This is a genomic window from Clostridiales bacterium, assembly GCA_015243575.1.
Classification (GTDB): domain Bacteria; phylum Bacillota; class Clostridia; order Peptostreptococcales; family Anaerovoracaceae; genus Anoxybacterium; species Anoxybacterium hadale.
In genome coordinates this window covers 2,579,452-2,598,080 of sequence record CP042469.1, presented here as the reverse complement: position 1 = coordinate 2,598,080, position 18,629 = coordinate 2,579,452, and the positions used below count along the sequence as shown (strand labels likewise).

General features: G+C 35.6%; 16 protein-coding genes and 2 pseudogenes. 12 read left to right on the top strand and 6 right to left on the bottom strand.

Annotated features, from left to right (window positions below):
* Nucleotides 1–128 precede the first annotated feature (128 nt).
* From FRZ06_11480 to FRZ06_11460, 5 genes are all read left to right on the top strand, one after another.
* Complete coding sequence (locus tag FRZ06_11480; GenBank protein ID QOX65913.1) at nucleotides 129–890, top strand: hypothetical protein; 762 nt, start codon at nucleotides 129–131, stop codon at nucleotides 888–890.
* Between the two features lie 3 nt (nucleotides 891–893).
* The gene (locus FRZ06_11475) at nucleotides 894–2,192 is read left to right on the top strand and encodes a hypothetical protein (GenBank protein QOX63907.1); all 1,299 of its coding nucleotides are present in this window, start codon (nucleotides 894–896) and stop codon (nucleotides 2,190–2,192) included.
* 49 nt (nucleotides 2,193–2,241) lie between these two features.
* Nucleotides 2,242–3,165: a hypothetical protein gene (locus FRZ06_11470; protein ID QOX63906.1), complete on the top strand. Its 924-nt coding sequence runs from the start codon at nucleotides 2,242–2,244 to the stop codon at nucleotides 3,163–3,165.
* 40 nt (nucleotides 3,166–3,205) lie between these two features.
* Entirely contained in the window at nucleotides 3,206–4,678 is a 1,473-nt protein-coding gene (locus FRZ06_11465) for a hypothetical protein (GenBank protein ID QOX63905.1), read from the top strand.
* Between the two features lie 154 nt (nucleotides 4,679–4,832).
* Nucleotides 4,833–5,984 carry a hypothetical protein gene (locus tag FRZ06_11460; GenBank protein ID QOX63904.1) on the top strand — a complete coding sequence of 384 codons (1,152 nt, stop codon included), beginning with the start codon at nucleotides 4,833–4,835 and terminating at the stop codon, nucleotides 5,982–5,984.
* A 44-nt stretch (nucleotides 5,985–6,028) separates the two neighbouring features.
* Here the strand turns inward: FRZ06_11460 and FRZ06_11455 are convergent, their stop codons facing one another.
* From FRZ06_11455 to FRZ06_11445, 3 genes are all read right to left on the bottom strand, one after another.
* The gene (locus tag FRZ06_11455) at nucleotides 6,029–7,123 is read right to left on the bottom strand and encodes a hypothetical protein (GenBank protein ID QOX63903.1); all 1,095 of its coding nucleotides are present in this window, start codon (nucleotides 7,121–7,123) and stop codon (nucleotides 6,029–6,031) included.
* Between the two features lie 236 nt (nucleotides 7,124–7,359).
* Nucleotides 7,360–7,881, bottom strand: coding sequence for an IS21 family transposase (locus FRZ06_11450; GenBank protein ID QOX63902.1), 522 nt, complete (start codon nucleotides 7,879–7,881; stop codon nucleotides 7,360–7,362).
* Entirely contained in the window at nucleotides 7,872–8,276 is a 405-nt protein-coding gene (locus tag FRZ06_11445) for a hypothetical protein (protein QOX63901.1), read from the bottom strand. Before FRZ06_11445 ends, FRZ06_11450 begins: the two co-directional genes overlap by 10 nt.
* A 418-nt stretch (nucleotides 8,277–8,694) precedes the next feature.
* On the opposite strand from FRZ06_11445, the pseudogene FRZ06_11440 reads away from it, so the two are divergent.
* Nucleotides 8,695–9,898 (top strand): annotated as a pseudogene (locus FRZ06_11440) (IS256 family transposase).
* Nucleotides 9,899–9,927: 29 nt separating this feature from the next.
* Nucleotides 9,928–10,218, top strand: coding sequence for a hypothetical protein (locus tag FRZ06_11435; protein ID QOX63900.1), 291 nt, complete (start codon nucleotides 9,928–9,930; stop codon nucleotides 10,216–10,218).
* A gap of 150 nt (nucleotides 10,219–10,368) precedes the next feature.
* On the opposite strand, the gene FRZ06_11430 is transcribed toward FRZ06_11435, so the two are convergent.
* Genes FRZ06_11430 through FRZ06_11420 form a run of 3 tightly spaced genes read right to left on the bottom strand, consistent with a single transcriptional unit; the run spans nucleotide 10,369 to nucleotide 14,849 of the window.
* Nucleotides 10,369–13,959, bottom strand: a complete 3,591-nt coding sequence (locus tag FRZ06_11430) for a tetratricopeptide repeat protein (GenBank protein ID QOX63899.1) — start codon at nucleotides 13,957–13,959, stop codon at nucleotides 10,369–10,371.
* Between the two features lie 41 nt (nucleotides 13,960–14,000).
* Nucleotides 14,001–14,195 (bottom strand): hypothetical protein, encoded by a 195-nt coding sequence (locus tag FRZ06_11425; protein ID QOX63898.1) that lies wholly within the window; start codon nucleotides 14,193–14,195, stop codon nucleotides 14,001–14,003.
* Between the two features lie 54 nt (nucleotides 14,196–14,249).
* Entirely contained in the window at nucleotides 14,250–14,849 is a 600-nt protein-coding gene (locus FRZ06_11420) for a hypothetical protein (protein ID QOX63897.1), read from the bottom strand.
* A gap of 237 nt (nucleotides 14,850–15,086) precedes the next feature.
* Between FRZ06_11420 and FRZ06_11415 the strand changes: the two are divergent.
* The 5 genes and pseudogenes from FRZ06_11415 to FRZ06_11395 all read left to right on the top strand — a co-directional run bounded on the left by FRZ06_11415 (nucleotide 15,087) and on the right by FRZ06_11395 (nucleotide 18,629).
* A pseudogene (locus FRZ06_11415) lies at nucleotides 15,087–15,352 on the top strand (response regulator transcription factor).
* 170 nt (nucleotides 15,353–15,522) lie between these two features.
* Nucleotides 15,523–16,233, top strand: a complete 711-nt coding sequence (locus FRZ06_11410) for an adenylate/guanylate cyclase domain-containing protein (GenBank protein ID QOX63896.1) — start codon at nucleotides 15,523–15,525, stop codon at nucleotides 16,231–16,233.
* 36 nt (nucleotides 16,234–16,269) lie between these two features.
* Nucleotides 16,270–17,262 (top strand): DUF3307 domain-containing protein, encoded by a 993-nt coding sequence (locus tag FRZ06_11405; protein ID QOX63895.1) that lies wholly within the window; start codon nucleotides 16,270–16,272, stop codon nucleotides 17,260–17,262.
* A gap of 13 nt (nucleotides 17,263–17,275) precedes the next feature.
* Nucleotides 17,276–18,184 (top strand): adenylate/guanylate cyclase domain-containing protein, encoded by a 909-nt coding sequence (locus FRZ06_11400; GenBank protein QOX63894.1) that lies wholly within the window; start codon nucleotides 17,276–17,278, stop codon nucleotides 18,182–18,184.
* A 4-nt stretch (nucleotides 18,185–18,188) separates the two neighbouring features.
* Nucleotides 18,189–18,629 (top strand): hypothetical protein, encoded by a 441-nt coding sequence (locus FRZ06_11395; protein ID QOX63893.1) that lies wholly within the window; start codon nucleotides 18,189–18,191, stop codon nucleotides 18,627–18,629.

Here is an 18,629-nt window from a genome sequence, read left to right as displayed (position 1 = left end):
AAATAATTCTTTCCCCAGTCTATCCTCTTGCAAGGATATAAAGACAATGAAGACGTCTTACTAGAACATTAACCAAGGAAAGGTAAGGAAAGATGCCTAAACTAACTCAGATTGAAAAAGGAATTTTTATGAAGCTGTTCAATAGGGGCGGTTATATTCTAAATTTCTCCACCAATGAATTTGATGTATTCACATTGGAAAGCATTGGGGTGCCATTATGCGAGACATACAAACAATCTAAAGGCAAATCATTGATGGCTTATATTAATGATGCTTCTGAGGATGACACTTTGAAGTTGTTTAAAGATTTGTTGGACTACTACGAAGCTCATTTCGAATATGAAATCGAAAATAATGATGAATATTCAAAAGTATATAGACGGTGTAAAGACGTAATGGATCGTATCTTATATAACAAAAACCCGCTCGCTTCTACCGCTGTAGAGTTAAAAGAGAAATTTTCAAGTACATATCTCTCTGCACAGATTGATTTAATGCTAAAAATGCAGTCTGAAAACCCAACTGAAGCAATTGGAAAAGCTAAGGAATTGATTGAGAGTTGCTGCAAAACCATTCTTGATGAAAATGGAGTAGAATGGGATAAAAACTGGGATGTAGGGCAACTGACTGGCGAGACAGTGAAAATTCTCAAGTTAATGCCCAGAGACATACCCGACACAGTACCAGGATCTACTGAGATAAAAGCCATTTTGGGTAATTTGCGTGTGATAGCTGCAAACTTGGCAGCATTACGCAACCCATATGGTAGTGGACATGGGAAAAGTGCTACATATAAAGGCCTTGAAGAGCGCCACGCAAAACTTGCTGTTGGCAGTAGCATAACGCTTGTAAGTTTTCTTTGGGACACTCATGAAAGGAATGGTATTTAAACCGTGAACCGAATAAGTGAGATAACTAAGCGAGATATCTTCGATTTGTTTCGCAATGGAATTGAAATAGATAATTTTTTTGTAACAGAAAAAGTGAGCTATCTCTATTTTGGCGGGTTAGAAGAAATTGAATTTCTCCAGAGGTTATATGATCTGAAAAGTATGCCAAGCTTGGATCCGAGATTTTCTGACGCTGAGGGTGACATCAGGCAGCACACAGTGAACAATGACGACTATCAGTTTTGTTGGGTATTTGAGGATGAACGCTTTCAACTGAAAAATGGAAGTGATGAGATATACTTAAAATTTCTTTGTGGAATATTTCATCCAGTAGTCAGATCTGAAAAAGGTTATTGGAAAGAGTTTCTTTCTGAGATAAATAGATTGTTGCAAAACGATGGATACGAACTTTATCCGGCAGAAAAAATATCTAAACGTGATGTTTATGGGTGGAGAATATACCAGCCGGGAGAAAGCAATATTTTCATTCCCTTTTCTCAACGGAACGCAGAAGCAAAGAAAGAGAAAAAAATAACATTATCCATTAAACTCAATGCAAGAAATCAGATATACCAACTGTTGGAGAAGTATAATAATATTTATAGAAATACCGATGAAACAGGTTGGCAGTACGATACCTCGACAAGCGCGAATGTTTTTAATGATATACGGCAATTTTATACCCCTATGTGCTATAACGATAAAAAGCAGTATGTTGAAACTAGTAGCCTTCAAGATTTTATATTCCACAGTTCGCCTTTTTGTGTTATGGATGCGATAGAGTTCTTCGAAAAATATAACCATTCTACTGATTTTGAAATACAAGTTAATGCAATATTGAAACTGAACGGTATTGCTTATAAATTAGATAATGGTAGAATCGAAAGTACGATTGACAGCCAGATAAAAAATAGCACAGTTCACAAAATTCAGGAGGCGGGACTTAAGGCGCTGATTCAGGAAGCCACAAAATATTACGATGAAGGGAATATAACAATTGCTGTTGAAAAACTCTGGGATGCATTTGAAAGGCTGAAAACATACTATTCTCCATCGCTTGATAAGAAGAAATCAGCAAATAGAATCATTCGTGATATGAGCGGTAATAAAGATACCTACATAGAATTATTTAAGAAGGAATTTGATGAGCTCACTGCGATTGGTAATGACTATAGAATCCGCCACCATGAGACTACAAAAATAGATATTGAGGATAAAAGGCACTACGACTATTTTTATAAACGTTGCCTATCATTAATTTCTGTTGCAATTCAGTTTCTTGATTATGAAGGAAAACTCTAATGCAAGTTCCTTCAGAGCATCTTTTGACTGGAAAGGGCATCCTAATATTATGGGTACTATCAATGATATAACGAAATACAGCTATACTCGCATTTCGTCCAGTATTCGCATTGGAGCTGCAAAAAGTGATTATGAGGATAATATTTGGTATCTGAGAATTACTAATCTTCCAAAGTATCAGGAAAACTGTTACATTGGAGAAATCTTGGTGGAATCCGTAACAACCGAGTTAATAAAAAATACGATAATAAATCCCATAGAAGATGATCGCTGCGAATCCGTCTGGGACGTTATTATTATTGTACATAAAGTAATAACAGAGGAAGAATGCGACAATATCTTAAATGACCTATGTAACTTTTTTACAATTAAGAGCGCTGCAGCGAATTTAATTCAATCTTCAGGAAGCCCGGTTTTCTCTCATAAAAAAATGAGCGTAACAATGCAATATGCAGAAGAAAGTAAAGTTTTTAAAGATACTGTGATGTTAGCACGTTGTTTTATGGACAAGACAATTGGGGTAATGTCCCCAGCTAAGGCTCAATTCTATTTACCCAAAGAACCATGTTGTCTGAATTCCTCAGAATATCTCAAACTATATTTGGATGCTCTGGTGGCGAGAGATAAAATATCAAGATTTGTACTAATGTATGGGATCATCGAAAAGATCTTCGCATCAAAAGAGGGCCAGCACATAATCAACACCTATCGAAAAATTTGGATACAGAATAATCCAGGACAAGCTTTCAGACTTGAAAAGCACCGCGGGCAAATATTATTACATTATTTTAATTCTAAAGGCATAGATACATACTCGTTTACAGGTGATAGAGAGCTAATAACAGAAAATCTGTTGAGTGAGATTATTCAAACTCGCAATGACCTCTTTCATCGTATAGATCGATCTAGGGTTAACTCAATTCTATATCATAAATTAATACCAATTATTAAAGAGTTTGTTTCGAAACTGTAAAATATGAGATATTGAACTTATTCAAAAGAGGTGGTTGGTTGTGTTTGATGTGATGGTATCAAATAACGGTATTAATGCTGATTCAAAAGGAAAAGAAATAATATTTGTTTCTGATCTACACTTTGATTTCACGAAAGGCAAATATAAACCAAAAGCTGCTTTACAGATGAAAGATGACTTCATTACGTTTGTTAAAGAGCGATATTCAAATTACTTACTATGCATAGCAGGGGATTTTTTTAATAGATATGAAAAGACATTGGATTTCGTAAAAGAGATGGAAAAAAACAAAATTAATGGATTTTTTGTACTTGGAAATCATGATTTTTGGAACAATGGAGAGAAATCACATCAAGATTTAATAAACATATTTTCCTCTGAGACACAAGACAATCAATATTTTAAATTTCTTTCAACTGGCAAAAAGTATTATTGGCACGATATTTGTGTGATTGGTGATACGGGTTGGACAAGTTTTCGAAGAAGAAAGCGCAGAGTTAATCTTAAACAGTTTATGGAGCTCCCAGATGCTACGAAAGTGAGAGATTTTAATCCTACAAATATAATAGAATTACACGAAAAATGGGTGAACTTTGCCAATACAGTATTAAAACAAGAAGAAAAGGTCTTGATAATTACTCATTTCCCAATGGTAGATTTTACACAAGAAGATAAAGACTGTTGGTGGAGTTCAACAACTGAACTTAAAGGTGACAATAGTTGGCGAATATTTGGACATACACATCATATGAAAGAACAACAAAACAATAACGTTTCTTTTCAACGTGGTTATGACAACAGAGATATTGAAGATTTGCGATTTATGGGATTAAAACAATATTCTTCATACTCCTTTGGCAAATTAGAAAAAGCTGAGGAGAATAAAAATCTTACTGTCAAGCCTAATTTTGAAAGCATATCAACCCACTATTCTCCTGCAATGGTAGAAGATGAAGGCTCTGAGTTGGAATTAGTATCAACCATTAAGAGAAGGGGATATAAGCGATGTTCTGCAAACAGTTATAATTTTGCGGTTCTTGCTAACGACATGGATTCTTATCTTGAAAGAGTACAGCGCGTAATATCTGGATATTTAAAAGACACATACATAGGATATATTTTATCGGGACGCATTTCTAAGCGTACTGTAGATGCAATTTATAACTCGATAATAATTCTAGAGGGCAAAGATTTTTCGGATGTGCGAGCATTTATTACTGCTGCTGTAATCACTGGTTATGTTTTCAATGGGATGCCGTTTTTAATCGATAGTATGCGCCCATTGGACAATTACGATATTATGAGATTTTGGTTAATGTTCTTAACAATTAAGCAATATGGCATTGATGTTGACTCAATTGGTTCTGTACGTAGTGATAAAAGTCAGTCGATTTCTTTTGGCAATGTTCAGTTGTTTTTGCCGGAAGTAAATGGTTTATCGCTTGAAGTATCTGATGTTGAAGCGCTTATACAACAAACTCCTTTGCTATCACAACCAGCCGTGTTTTTATAATTGTTGATATTTGAAAAAAATAAGATTAGCTAAAAACGGGTTTGTTTAATAGATCTCATGAAATCAATTTTATTTAAGCAAATTACAATATAAAATAGAAAAATCATTGACAATTTTAATAGTCTGATTTATGACCTAAAAAGGAGATGATGAAGTGATTCATACAATTACTAAGTTAAAGCAGGCTTATAAAAAATTAGAAGAGGGAAAAAGCTTACTCGAAGCTAATATTCAGCATCATCTTATATGTGAAATATTTTTGAGGGACCTTGGATACGACGTTTCAAATTGTGACTTTGAAAAAAACTGCCGTAATAAACATTGCGATATATCTGTTGAAATAATGAAAAACAAAAGTTTATTTATTGAGACAAAACGAGGAGACCACAAAATAGAAGATAATGATATCATACAACTAGCCAGTTACGTTAGAGATCGCGGTTTGGAATATGGAATTCTAACCTCGGGAAAAGAATTCATTCTTATTAATACGAATATAAGAACGTCTGCAAATTACAACGAAGATATGCTTAAACTTCAAATTGTGTTTTGGTTTAACATTTTCAACTCAAAAAGTAAAGAATATACACGTCATGAGTTTTTTAAGTTCCTTTCTAAAGAAGCGCTATTCGATACGCAAACAACGACTTTTTATAAGGATATAGCACAATTTAAGGCAATAAAATATCCGGCAGCTAACATCAGCTGGGATACATATAAATCAACATTATTTAATTTTTTTGAGTTCTATGCGAATGAAAGAAACAGATATAAACCGAGAATATTGGAAGAAATAAATATTAATGACTTCGAAAAATTTATTATCTATAAACGGGATCAAGCTACAGGAAATAACTCGGGAAAGAAATTTGTTTCTGATTCTTCTATTCGAAATAATTATTCACATATAAGCAGTATGCTGAATTGTCTTGCAGAAAGTGAATATGGCGGAATTAATAAAACCTGTTTTGATAAAGGCCGCGAGAAAAGCTTGGCTGACATTTTATCTGGATCAGTTACAAAGACATACAGTTCAATTGGTGATGAAACCTTTGAACAAGCAATTAATTACTATCTGAAAAACACTAAAAAAGACAAGGGTATTAGGGATCTGACAATCTTTTTACTTTGTAGTTGTTATGGTTTTGAAAGGTCCAGAATACAAGAATTAAAGTGGAGTGATTTAATCCGGAATAAAAAAAGCAATCAATATGCTGAGTGCGTATTCCGGAACATCCGGACAGCAATTCTGGAAACATCCGGACACGAAACCGGAAGTATCCGGACACTTTGCCGGCTAAATTGATTGTAAAATAATTGCTGCTTTTCGGCAACAAATATTGTCAGTATTTAGAATTCGAGAGCGTCCCGCATTTTCTTGGCAGCCATAACTTCTCGCATAGAAATCTTCGAGTCAAGTTCGAGGATGTAGGAGTTATGGATGATCCGGTCCATGATGGCGTCGGCAATCGTCGGATCGGGGAAAAGCTCATACCACTGACCATGAGAGATTTGCCCGGCGAGGATCATCGAGCCTCTGTTGTAGCGGGATTCAGCAATCTCCAGTATGTCACGGCTTTCCTCAAGACTGTAGGATTTCAGCCCAATGTCATCAAGGATCAGAAGGCGGGTGCTTTGAAGCCCTTTCATAAATTTTGAGTATTGAGTTTGAGCTTTTGCATCCTGGATTTCCAGAAGCAATTCCGGAATCCTGTAATATTTAACGGTATATCCTTTCCTGCAGGCATTGCTGCCAAAGGCACAAATCAGATAGGTTTTACCGCATCCGGTCTTGCCGGTAGTGATGATGTTCAGCGATTTCTCAATGAAGTTGCAGCTTGCAAGCTCAAGTATAGATTGCTTCTCAATTGCTCTGTTTGCTGTGTATTCAATGCCCTCAATGCTGGCATTTAAGCTGAGGGAAGCATTCCGAAGCAGGCGTTTGATCTTGGAGTTCTTCTTGGCCATCCACTCTTTTTCGACCATAAGGCCAAGCCGTTCTTCAAAGGATAGCCCCAGATCAGAGGGATCAGGCTCGCTCAGCATCTGCGCCATAGACTTGAGCTTCATATCCCGTAGTTTTTCAATGGTTTGATTGTTAAGCATTCTTTCCACCTCCGGCATACGTTCTGGCTCCTCGTAAGTTGGTATTTGATACGATCTTCTCAACGCTTTCAACGCCTTTTGTCTGAGGATGATGCTGAAATATTTGTAGGTGCAGGTTCCCTTGTCGATTGCCTCCTTGCTTGCTGCTTCGACAACTTCGGAAGGATAATCAGATGCGAGACGCATGATGCCCATGCAGGATCTGTAGGTCTGTACCGGATACTCCCTGCTATCAAGAATATTGGCAATCAGATGCCTGGTCTTTGGCCCGATCTTTTCGGCCCATGACAAGTACCGTTCGGAGCTCCATCCGGTAACTGCCTTGTGGGATTCCGGCATATGCTCCGGCAACGTGGTATACCGTTTGAAAGTATTGAAGTTTCTCTTGTGAGCGGCAATCCGCTCGCCGCAGGCGAAGATTTCTATGACAGAAGCGGTTGCCCGTACTCTTGAGATTTTGCCAATGTTGGAATAATGGACGCTGTAGAAAAAGCCCTGATATTCAACATGATAATTAAAAGCAACTTTAGCATCTGCCCAGTCGGCATACTCGTACCGGGCGGCGGGAAGCGGCTTTAAGGCCGGCTTATCAATGGCTTCAAAAGCTGTTTTCCGGTTCCTTCAAGCTTTTGAAATGGCCGGTTGATCAGCTTGTCAAGTTCGATCGCTATGGCCTGATTGATCTCCATGACACTAAAGAATCGACGGTTTCGGAGTGCTGCTATGATACGCCTTGACACATTGCCGACCATATTTTCATCAGCGGCTTTGTCTTTGGGTTTCCTCGGCCTTGCCGGTACCAGAGCAACTCCGTAATGCCGGGCCATCTCGGTATAGCTGGCATTGAGAAGTGGATCCACGAGATCCGGTGTTTTAACCGCAGTCTTTGTATTATCGGGAATGACAACCCTCGGTACGCCGCCGTAATGCTCGAAGGCTCTGACATGAGCATCAATCCAGTTTGGCTGTTTCATATCCCCATAGGCATAAGCAAAGGGATATGCTGACGCCGGGAGAACCGACACAAATATATATGCAACTTTCTTCCCTGTGAGAGCTTCAATGTATGGGATTGTGCCCGCCCAATCTACCTGCATTGACTCTCCGGCTTTATGTTCAATATGCAGGAGATTTGGTTGGTTTTCTTAAAGCTTCGATACCGTTCGCAAAACTGGGTGTACATGAGGCCATCAGGATTATCCCGCTTGTACTCTTCCCAAAGGAGCATCAGAGTTACATGCTTCCGCTTCATCTCGCTGAAGATGTAATTCAAATCCGGCTCAGCAGCCACTTTTCTGACTTCTGCCGGAGGATAAATCAGGGACAGGAGTTCTTTATCGTTAAGATCGCAAGGCCAAGAGATTTTAGCGTTCTGAGCTCTCCTCAGTACATCGTCCACTGTTGATTTTCCGCAATTGCATGATGCGGCGATATCCCTTAGCGATAACCCTGCATCAAATTTTAGCCTGAGTATTTCTTTGACTTTTGACATGTCCAGCCTCCTCATACTTGGCCCTCCTTAAAGTGTGATACTTTAAGGATACCAGTTAATTTGTCAGCCAGGCAAGGTGTCCGGATGTTTCCGATACGCTGTCCGGATAATTCCGATATGCTGTCCGGATGTTTCCGAAATCAGTGTCCGGATGTCGCCGAAATACGCAGGCTGAGGTTAAGATAGAAAAAAGAGTGTTGCCTATAGTTCCTTTATTGGCATCATGTTTCGAATATATTGAAATAGAGCAACGAAAGAAAAAATTAAGAACCGAGTTTATATTCTGGGTGCTGTATGGTAATAAGATAAGGTACAATAAGTTGCGCAAATTGAATAAAGGGTAAAAAAATAGACATGCCCAAAGCCGTTTGGTAAAATTAATTCACCACAAACCAATTGCCAAAGGAGGCTGAGGGACATGTCTGAAAAAATTATACAACTAAACGAGGGAATAATCAAAGACGAATTAAAGGAACTCGTCAGATCCAGCGTAGAAGAAACTCTAAATGGGCTTTTAGAGAAAGAAGCTGAAGAACTGATCAATGCCAGTAAATATGAGCGTACTGCTGAGCGTGAGGGTTACCGTGCCGGACATTATGACCGTAATCTGGCAACCACCTCAGGAGAAGTAACCCTGAAGATGCCAAAGCTAAAAGGAGTTGCCTTTGAAACTGCAATTATCGAAAGGTATCGCCGCCGAGAAAGTTCAGTGGAAGAAGCACTGATCGAGATGTACCTGGCCGGGGTATCCGTTCGAAGAGTTGAAGATATAACGGAAGCGCTATGGGGTACCAAAGTATCTCCTTCGACCATCAGCGAACTCAACAAAAAAAGCATATGTACATATAGAAAACTGGAGAAACCGGCAGCTTACTCATAGCTCATATGCTTACGTGTATGTTGACGGGATCTATCTCAAACGGAACTGGGGTGGCGAATACGAGAATGTGGCCATCCTGATTGCAATTGGAGTCAATGAGGACGGATATCGTGAAGTAATTGGTGCAATGGAAGGTATGAAGGAAGACAAGGCTAGCTGGACAGAGTTTTTCAAATGGCTGAAAAGCCGAGGACTTACCGGGGTTAAACTGGTGATTGGTGACAAATGCCTAGGAATGTTGGAGTCGATCGGTGAAGTCTATCCGGATGCAAAATACCAGCGCTGCGTTGTTCATTTCTACCGCAACATGTTTTCCGTTGTTCCTCGCTCGAAGATGAAGTCAGTAGCCAAAATGCTTAAGGCGATTCATAGCCAGGAAAACAAGAAAGCCGCTAGAGAAAAGGCTAAGGCTGTTATCGAAGAACTGAGGCAAATGAAGCTTAAAGAAGCTGCGGATAAGCTGGAAAAAGGAATTGAAGAAACACTTACCTACATGGCATTCCCTTACGAACACTGGCTGAAGATCCGCACCACAAATCTGGTAGAGCGGATCAACCGAGAGATCAGGCGCCGAACCAGAGTGGTTGGCACCTTTCCCGACGGGAACTCTGCCCTGATGCTAGTCTGTGCCCGCTTACGCCATGTTACAGGAACCCAATGGGGCATTAAGCGGTATATGAATATGAAACATCTTGAAAACTGCAGCACAGAAGAATCCGAATCAGAAAACATGGCTGGCTAATAGCTGGCAACTAGGCGGCAAAATCAATTTTGCGCAAAAAACTTGACGGTACCAATACAGCTTTTAACGATTTGCAAGGAATAGGAAACGATGAAAAATGGAAAGACTTTTCCCCTCAATTTGTAAGAACGAGTTTAATAAAAAAATTATTTAATTATGGTTTTTCAATTGAAGATATTGTTTATATTACGGGTTTGCCTGTTGAAAACATTGGCAATTACATTAATACAAATCAGATCATTGAACGAAAAACAATGAAAAATGAGAAAATAAAAAACTTGCAAAACATTTTCGGGAATGTATTAGAAAGAACGATCTAAGTTCATTTCAAATTAGGGTTGTTGAGGTATTCCTCGCATTCCGATAATAAGGTACAAAACGGGGAGTGTACCATTCCATTTACACAGAATGCGGGACACTCCCTTTACAGAGATTATTTCACAATCCCCAAAAGTGCTCTTTCTAATACCTTACTCAATAAGCTTGAGCAATGATATAATGGCATCTTTTATAGTCAGATTAGCTTTTTCTGCGATTTTTAATGCTTCTAATAAAGAAGACATTGCTAAATCCATTTTTTTCTCATAAACTCTCAAAATTGCATAACGAAAATATGTATCTGCCTTTGCAATCTCATCATTCTCATATAATTGTAATGCTTTTTCAAAATAGATTGAGGCCTTATCGAATTCTCTTTTTGATGTCATAGTTATACCTAACTCATGGTATGTACTAGCTGCTTCATAAGACCATCCTAATTCTTCTTTGACCTCAATACATTTTAGCAACCATCGTTCGGAATCATCGTATAACTTCATCTTTTCATATAATTTTCCAAGGTTATGATATACAGATAAGGCGTTGTGTTTAAGACCTTTCTTAACATCTAATACTTTGATGGCTTCTTTGTACAACTTTTCTGCTTCAGAAAACAGTTCTTTTTCTTCATAAATCATCCCAAGGCTATTATAGATAAGACCTATTTCATCTGGCATTGTTAAATTATGATCTTTCACAAGGCTTAATGCTTTAAAAAAATAATCTTCTGCCCTATAATAGATTTCATTAGTTAATTCAATATTGCCACAATTAATAAAGGCGGCAAGTAGTAGCTTTTTATCAAAATCAGCGTCTTTATTTAAATCAATAACTTTTGTCAAATATGATAGAGCATTTCCATAGTCATTTTGTTCCTTTAAAATCATAGCAAGTTGGTTATAACAATAAGCTATATCTTCTTTTGATTCGAGTTTTTCTCTAATTTGTAAGGACTTTTCAACATTTATCTTAGCGTCATCCAAATTTCTCCTTCTAAACTGAATTATACTTTTCTGAAGATAAAATACGCTGATATCCCTTTCTTGTAATTCATACTCTTCTAATGGTAGCCCTAGAAGAATATCATAAATGACTTCTGCATGATCTAATTCCACAGATTGACTGCCGTTTGTATAGTGCTCCGCAATTGCTGCACTTATAAATACCCAAAATTTATTTTTTCGTTTATCAGAAATTTCATCTAATTTTGCGAGCATTGATTTAAGAAATAGAATTTTAATACTATAAACACCGGAGTATGTAAATACTTTAATAATTGCTTGAGTTAGCTGTTGAGCTTCTGTCCACTGTTCACTATCTATGGCAAAATATAGTGCTGAAATTGTGTTATTTATTTCTCCTAACATAAGCACATACCAATCTGCATCATGTATGTGCAGCTTATAATTGACTGCAGAGCAAAGCTCAAAATGAAACTCTATAAAGTATTTTTTCAGATTTATTATATTGTCTTGTCCTTTTTTTATAAAGAATTGTTTCCTCAAAAAAGCTGGTATAAAGGGAGACAAACTATAATAAGTCGTTTCGGCATAGTTAATTTTCTTTTCGATAAATCCTATGCGTTCTCCTTCCTTCAAAAACCCATCTGTTTGTTGTCTAGAAGGTAACTTACCATAGACCGAGTAATAAAGCGTATCCACTGAATCTACTGCATCAGATTTTCTTATAAACTCCTCTACAAAAAAGCTATTTATACTTGTGCTATGGAATCCCAAAAACATTAACATTTCTTGTACTTCGGTATCTAAAGTATTAAAGAGCCCCAATAGTATTTCTTCAATGTTATCTAAACATACTTCTTCAATCCCACGCAATGCTAATACTAATTGCTCAGGAGATTTATTATCTAATTGCTTTAGAATAATGGGAATTGAATAAGGATGTCCATTAAGTAAATAAAAGAAATTATATAAGTCATAATCATATTTATAATGCGAAAAACTTTTACCAAAGTGATTGAAATTCTTTTCAGCAAGCTCTAGAGTATAATCATGTTCTAAACTCTTTACATTTATTTCTTGGTACGCAACCTCTAACCAGCGCTCTGTCTTTCTGGAAATTAAAATTACTCTTGTTCGTCCGCCTTTCAACATTTTTAGAAAGCTAGATAACTTATTCATATCATTTTTTATCTCGACGTTATCATTTGTTTTTGAATATGCCTCTATTATTTCCAAATTGTCCCAAATTAGCAAACAGCTCTTTTCTCTTAAAACAGCTAGTATATTATTTAATTGGTCTTGGCTTGATAAATAATTGTTATTAAAGATTTTTAAACTGTCAATTACTTGTGAGGTGAAACTATCTGCATTTGTAAATGATGTGTAATAAACCCCATCAGAACAACCACTTGTAATAAAAAACCAGTTTGAAAACCACTTCGCCAACTCAGTTTTACCTGTGCCCCAAGCACCTTTTAGTAAAATCCAGGGCTTATCACTATCAAGGATAGCTCTTTCAATTTTTATAATATCTAAATCACGACCAACTAAATCTTTCGTTTCTAAATGCAATTTGGTATAAAATGATTCGCGTATATTTTTATTAGTTAAAGGGTTATGCTCTTTATTCCAAGCATTAAAATCGCTATCTTGTTGGAATAATGTTGGTATCATCCAATCACTAATATCTAAAATACCAGTTAAAGATTCACGTCGCCTGTGTTCATACAATCTTCTTCTAGAAATTGCAAAAGAATCAGCTATAGTTTTCCCTTTCGCAATGTTTGAATATAGTGCCCCCATAAAAAGAACGGTCATTGTTTTATGTGCGAGACCAGACATAGCAATTACACTATTTACTCCGCATTCTAATAATTGGTTAGCAATTGAGGAGGAAGTTAATTTATCATCTCCTGTTGCAGACTCGCAGGCATTCAAGATAAAAACAGGCACATTATATTTTTCAATAATGTCACCTAAACCTCTAGCAGAAATTAATTGTTCGCCACCATCTTCATCTTCAAATATTAAGTGTCCAAGGCCAGCAGTTGCGCCTTGGATAATAAGCTCATCATGCTTCTCAGTTACAAATAAACCATGACCATCAAAGTGAATTAAGTCATAGCTTTTATTTAATAGTTTATCTTCTAATGTACTTAATGTTGGTGGCCTTAGAACATCTATATTAATAAAATCACGATAAGAATCAAAAGCTTCAAGTATAGGTTTCACAATAATACTAAAAGGGATATCATTAACTCCATATGGACGTGAAATGATTATTAGTATATCTATTTTCTTTTTTTTAGTAAACTTTGCATGAGCACTTTTTTTTAGTCTCTGTTGTCTATAAAAACACTTTACTTCCAATGCAAGGAATAATTTTCTATGAGGATCGTAAATTAATTCCCAAGGGATATTTAAGAATTTTAAATCATTTGAGACAAGAATAATTTCTAGATTATGTATTCCCATCTCGACAAGATTGTTATAAAGCCTTAATGAATTTCTAGCAGATATATTTTCATTAAAGATTATATGAAATATCCGTGTACCTAACTCTTTTAGCTTTAGCTCTATTTCTTTTGCCTTTTCAATCTCAGCTCCGAATGGGAAAGTAAGAAATTTTCTCAGATACCACTGAATAGCTTGCCTTTCTTCAATAGTTGTTGGATCTTCGAATGGGATATTTTCCTGAATTGTGATAAAATGAATATCTTTATTATGAATTTTCATTGTAATTGTACCATTGCTATTATCAACAATTTCCAAACGATTCATGAGGTTCTCTCTCTTTCAAGTAAGTATATTGAGCTAATTCTTTATTTTACTTTTTTATCTTTATCTTTATCTTTATCTTTATCTTTTTCATTATCATTGTTAGTTTGGAGATTCACTAATGGCACAATTTCACCAGTCCCGCCTGATGGGGGGGACAATAAACTATCGATGCTCTCCTTTGCTTGATATCCAAAATGTAATGGCTTTCCGCTTTTTTCTTTTGTTCCGTTATTCATTTAAGACCTCCTTGTTAACACTTGCTTTTTATTTGTCTTGAAAAAATGCAATAACTATTTTCTATTACCTTCAAAAAATTCAATATAGTCAATACTATCTTTACAGATCCAGATACCTTTTGTGTCAGGTATTTTACTTACGAATTTTCCAGCAGCGTCTACTTTCCAAACTTCTTGAAGATATATATCTTCTGAAAACGGGTACGAAGATGCATATGATTTATCAGCAAATATCCCTCCAATTAAATTTCCATTCTTTAAATGTATTAATACGTAACAGGCCGAACGAAGACTAAAAAAATAATCCCAAGCTTTACCCATCGGATTTAGCAAAATATTTTTTATGAATTTTAGTTGGAGAATCCATTTGACAATGAATGGATAAACAATTGGAAGTACAAATAATACAGCAATTATATATCCATAAGTTAAAATGGAATGATTTTCTTGAAAAGATGATTGCAAAACTAAAGGAATACTCCATCCAGTGAGAGCAAAGTTAAAGCAACTAAAACTAATCGCATCTAGTATATAATCTTGGGACGAATTTCTTTCAGAAGGAATTAACAACCTCCAGACTTTTATTGAAACAAAACCAGGTATGAATAAAAAAATAAATAAACTTATCTTATCAATATCAAATAGTTCTTCCATATTAGCCTCCAACGACAATATATCTTTTTTACTCCTATGTAGGATAACTATATACTTTAAATTAAGGACATTCGCCGATTAATATTTTACAAAAGCAACGCGATTCGGTATATTAAGTCATACCGTCTTTTGTCAAATATTTATTATATCATAAGTTGAATGATCTTCCAATAATAGGAAAAATGTTTATAGCGAATTAGTATTTAAATGGCTCAGGTGTCAACCTTACGATTTATAATATATTATGATAGACGCAAGGTATCTGTTAGCGGCGAGGAATTGCACGTTACTCCAATTGAATACAAGATTATTTGCTTGCTTTCTCAATACCTTGGAAAAGTGCTTACATGAGTTTATAATGAAAGAGGTATGGGGCATATACAAATGAAATACAAGCACTGCGAATTAATATGGCTAATAATAGGGCAAATCCGGCAGAGCCTCAATACATCATAACAGAACTTGGGGTTGGATATCGTATGGTGGAAGAGTGGAAGAACTGAAAATAGAGCCGATTTATCTTTAGTATGTAAAGAATCAGAGAAAAGTTGAAAAAGGTAAAAAAAAGGATTAATATATAACATAATACAAAATTATTTAACGGCTAGGTGATACTTCCCAAGTATTATTTAAATTTTTCTTTTTTGATAGAATGGTAAAAGGATTGTAAGATATGATTGATATAGAAAAAATTTATGAAGAGTCATATAAACACTATAATAAGGCTAAGAAATCATTGCCTATTGATTTTGAAAAACGTGCAATTTTTGAGAATGCGTCTGCATTATCAGATGTTGTTCCGGGGTATAGTGCGGAAAAGTTAGATTTCGGATCATATGATAATGATAAATTTGCTGTAGTATTTATTGATATACGGCAATCTACTAATAGAGCTCAAATAATCGGTTCGGAAAAAACCTTTTTATCTATGCACGCATTTTTTTCTCCTATACTCCAAGTGGTAGAACATTATAAAGGAGTAGTAATTGATTTTATGGGCGATGGATTAATGGCGTTTTTTGGAGGAGATTCCTCAGAACTTACAAAAGATGAATCCATAAAAAATGCAGGTCTTTGCGGTAGGGATATGTTGCTAGTAATATCTGAAGTAACAAATAAAATATTAGAAAATGATGGGATTGTATGGGGATTATCATGTGGTGTTGGTGTTGCCTATGGAGATGTAATAATTACAAAAATAGGTACGAATGAAACGTTTGATGTAAAGGCTTTTGGCGATTGCATAAACGATGCCTCTAAATTTTCAAAAGGTGATAATCGTGTTAAGGTTAGTAAATATATAAGAAATCACTGGCCAGCTGGTAAAAACGGAAAAATATCCTTTTCAGATGATGGAGAAGGATATATTCTACACCATGTATAGTCTTTGTAATTAAAAAAATTGAGGAGGCAAAAAGTGATGGAAGAAGTAAATAGTGAAAAATACGAATTTTTGTATAATGCAATAAGTGACACCCAAGAGACTATTCGTTTTACTGACACAAAATCAGGTGCAATTATAATCATTGTTATGGGTTTTATTGCTGGGTTAATTTCATTAGCCGATGAATATTACAACTATTTGTCAAAACTAACGGGATTATCAAAAGATATTTTAATTGCAGGAGCAACAGGCTTTATAGTATTTCTTATTATTTCTTTACTTATTTCTCTAAAGTCAATTAATCCATCAAATAGCCCTATTGATCATATTAAAACAGAAGACTTGAAGGAACACTCTAGTTTGCCAAATCTAAAATACTATATTAGTGGTCTATGCCCTTCAATGCGTTGGGAGGATTATTTCTGGGAATTAAAGGGCTCGAAACTGAAAATTAGTTTAGGAGAATATTTAAAAGAAATAAATGAAAGCAATGGTCAAGATTTTATAAAGGTACTTACTTTAGAATTGCTAAAATTATCTTACATAAAAGAGAAAAAAATACAAAGGTCAAAGATGGCAATTACATCCTTAGGATTGAGTATTTTATTTGCTGCACTTACTATTGTAATGGTTATTTTAATCAATAACTCAAAAGTAGCAATTCCATGGAATAATGCGCTGATTAATTTGGATTTATTCCTATATTTAATAATTGGCCATGTGATAGGTGATTACGTTTTGCAAACTAGTTGGCAAATTGAAAAAAAGAGAACTTCATGGGGAGCTTTACTTACACATCTGATTATATATACAATTGTCATTTATGTTTTATCTTTTTTCGCTGGGAGAATTACGCTGTTAAGCATATCGATAATCATTCTTACACATTTAATATTAGATAAATTTAACCTTATTTCAAAAACTATTGAATTAGTAACAAAAAAAGAGTGCAATTCAATAAAAATTAATTTTATTTGTGATCAAGGTGTACACATAATGATCCTATTCCTTATAGCTATGTTTAATTAATTGGAGGTATCACATGGAAAGTACAATTAAATCATTTAGTGAAATTTACAAAACGGTTTATGACTTACCTGGGATAAGTGACAAAAGAGCCCATGAAGAAATGCAGAAATTTATGAATGAAGCATCTTCTACCGGATTAGGACATCCTGCAGTATCAAATATTCAGTTAGGAGAAACTTTACCGGGCAGCATCGTGGTTTTCTTTATGGATATTAGAGGGTTTACTAAAATGTCAATTGCGCTTGGTAATGAAGAATTAATAAAAATATTACAAGCTATAACGGCTGCTTCAATAATTAGTATTAAACAATATGGAGGATATGTCATTGAGTTTACTGGCGACGGTGTGATGGCATATTTTGGACAAGGATTAAATACAACAGAAAGGGATGCGTTTAATGCATTAAAGACTTGCGCATTTCTAATGAATGGCATAAAGGAAGTAGTAAATCAATACCTGAACAAATTATTAGACGAAACGGTTAGAGTAGGAATGGGAATTGAACATGGAAATACACTGTGGACGAGAATCGGATCTAAGGAGACAAACCAAGTAAAACCGGTATCTGAGGTCTCTTTTATTGCAGGTAAAAATTCAAGTCACGCTAAACCATGGGAAGTAGTAATGGGGAAAAACATTGCCACATGGATACCAGATAGGTTTAAAGGAACCTATGACTCCTATAGCTTTCAAAAAAATGGAGAGAAGTATACATATGAACGGTCTACGTTTAATTGGGAGTCCTTTTTTACTGAGTATTGTCAAAACGTTAGTGACCTTGAAAAATCTTTATTTAGAAATAAATTACCTGTATTGAGTCCAAGGGTTATATCAAACGATGGATTGGTTGCTCCCGTAATAAGAAAAGAAAATGCCAATCCTGGCCCGCGTCCTTTAAAGGACCAACCATTTTTCGGGTAGTATTATGAGTTGGTATGATTATGATAAAACCCGAGTAGTTTTAGAGTATCGATTAATGTATAAAAAATATCCTTCTTATGTTTTATGCAAATTTGAAGAGAAATTAGCTTGGGAAGGAGAGGTCACTTTAATACCAGAAGGTATAGATGCAGAGCCCATGAAAGTAAGATTAGTATATCCAGAAGGATATCCAGTTAGGCCTCCAAAAGTATACCCACTATATCCCGAATTGCCTAAGGAACTATGGGGACACGAATGGCATAGATGGGAAGGGGGGTATATCTGCCATGTACAGCCTAAATTATGGAATGTTCGTTACACGGCAGTTGATGTAATTGAAAAAATTCATGTTTGGTATTTTAATTACTTAGCCTATGTAAATAAGTTAATCCCTAAAATGCCAGACGAAGGTATAGCAGATATAAGTAAAAATGTAGGTGATTAA

Coding starts and splice junctions, on each gene's coding strand:
- FRZ06_11480 (QOX65913.1), top strand. CDS start 129: ATGAAGCTGTTCAATAGGGGCGGTTATATTCTAAATTTCTCCACCAAT.
- FRZ06_11470 (QOX63906.1), top strand. CDS start 2,242: ATGGGTACTATCAATGATATAACGAAATACAGCTATACTCGCATTTCG.
- FRZ06_11455 (QOX63903.1), bottom strand. CDS start 7,123: ATGCCGGAATCCCACAAGGCAGTTACCGGATGGAGCTCCGAACGGTAC.
- FRZ06_11450 (QOX63902.1), bottom strand. CDS start 7,881: ATGCAGGTAGATTGGGCGGGCACAATCCCATACATTGAAGCTCTCACA.
- FRZ06_11445 (QOX63901.1), bottom strand. CDS start 8,276: ATGTCAAAAGTCAAAGAAATACTCAGGCTAAAATTTGATGCAGGGTTA.
- FRZ06_11430 (QOX63899.1), bottom strand. CDS start 13,959: ATGAATCGTTTGGAAATTGTTGATAATAGCAATGGTACAATTACAATG.
- FRZ06_11425 (QOX63898.1), bottom strand. CDS start 14,195: ATGAATAACGGAACAAAAGAAAAAAGCGGAAAGCCATTACATTTTGGA.
- FRZ06_11420 (QOX63897.1), bottom strand. CDS start 14,849: ATGGAAGAACTATTTGATATTGATAAGATAAGTTTATTTATTTTTTTA.
- FRZ06_11410 (QOX63896.1), top strand. CDS start 15,523: ATGATTGATATAGAAAAAATTTATGAAGAGTCATATAAACACTATAAT.
- FRZ06_11405 (QOX63895.1), top strand. CDS start 16,270: ATGGAAGAAGTAAATAGTGAAAAATACGAATTTTTGTATAATGCAATA.
- FRZ06_11400 (QOX63894.1), top strand. CDS start 17,276: ATGGAAAGTACAATTAAATCATTTAGTGAAATTTACAAAACGGTTTAT.
- FRZ06_11395 (QOX63893.1), top strand. CDS start 18,189: ATGAGTTGGTATGATTATGATAAAACCCGAGTAGTTTTAGAGTATCGA.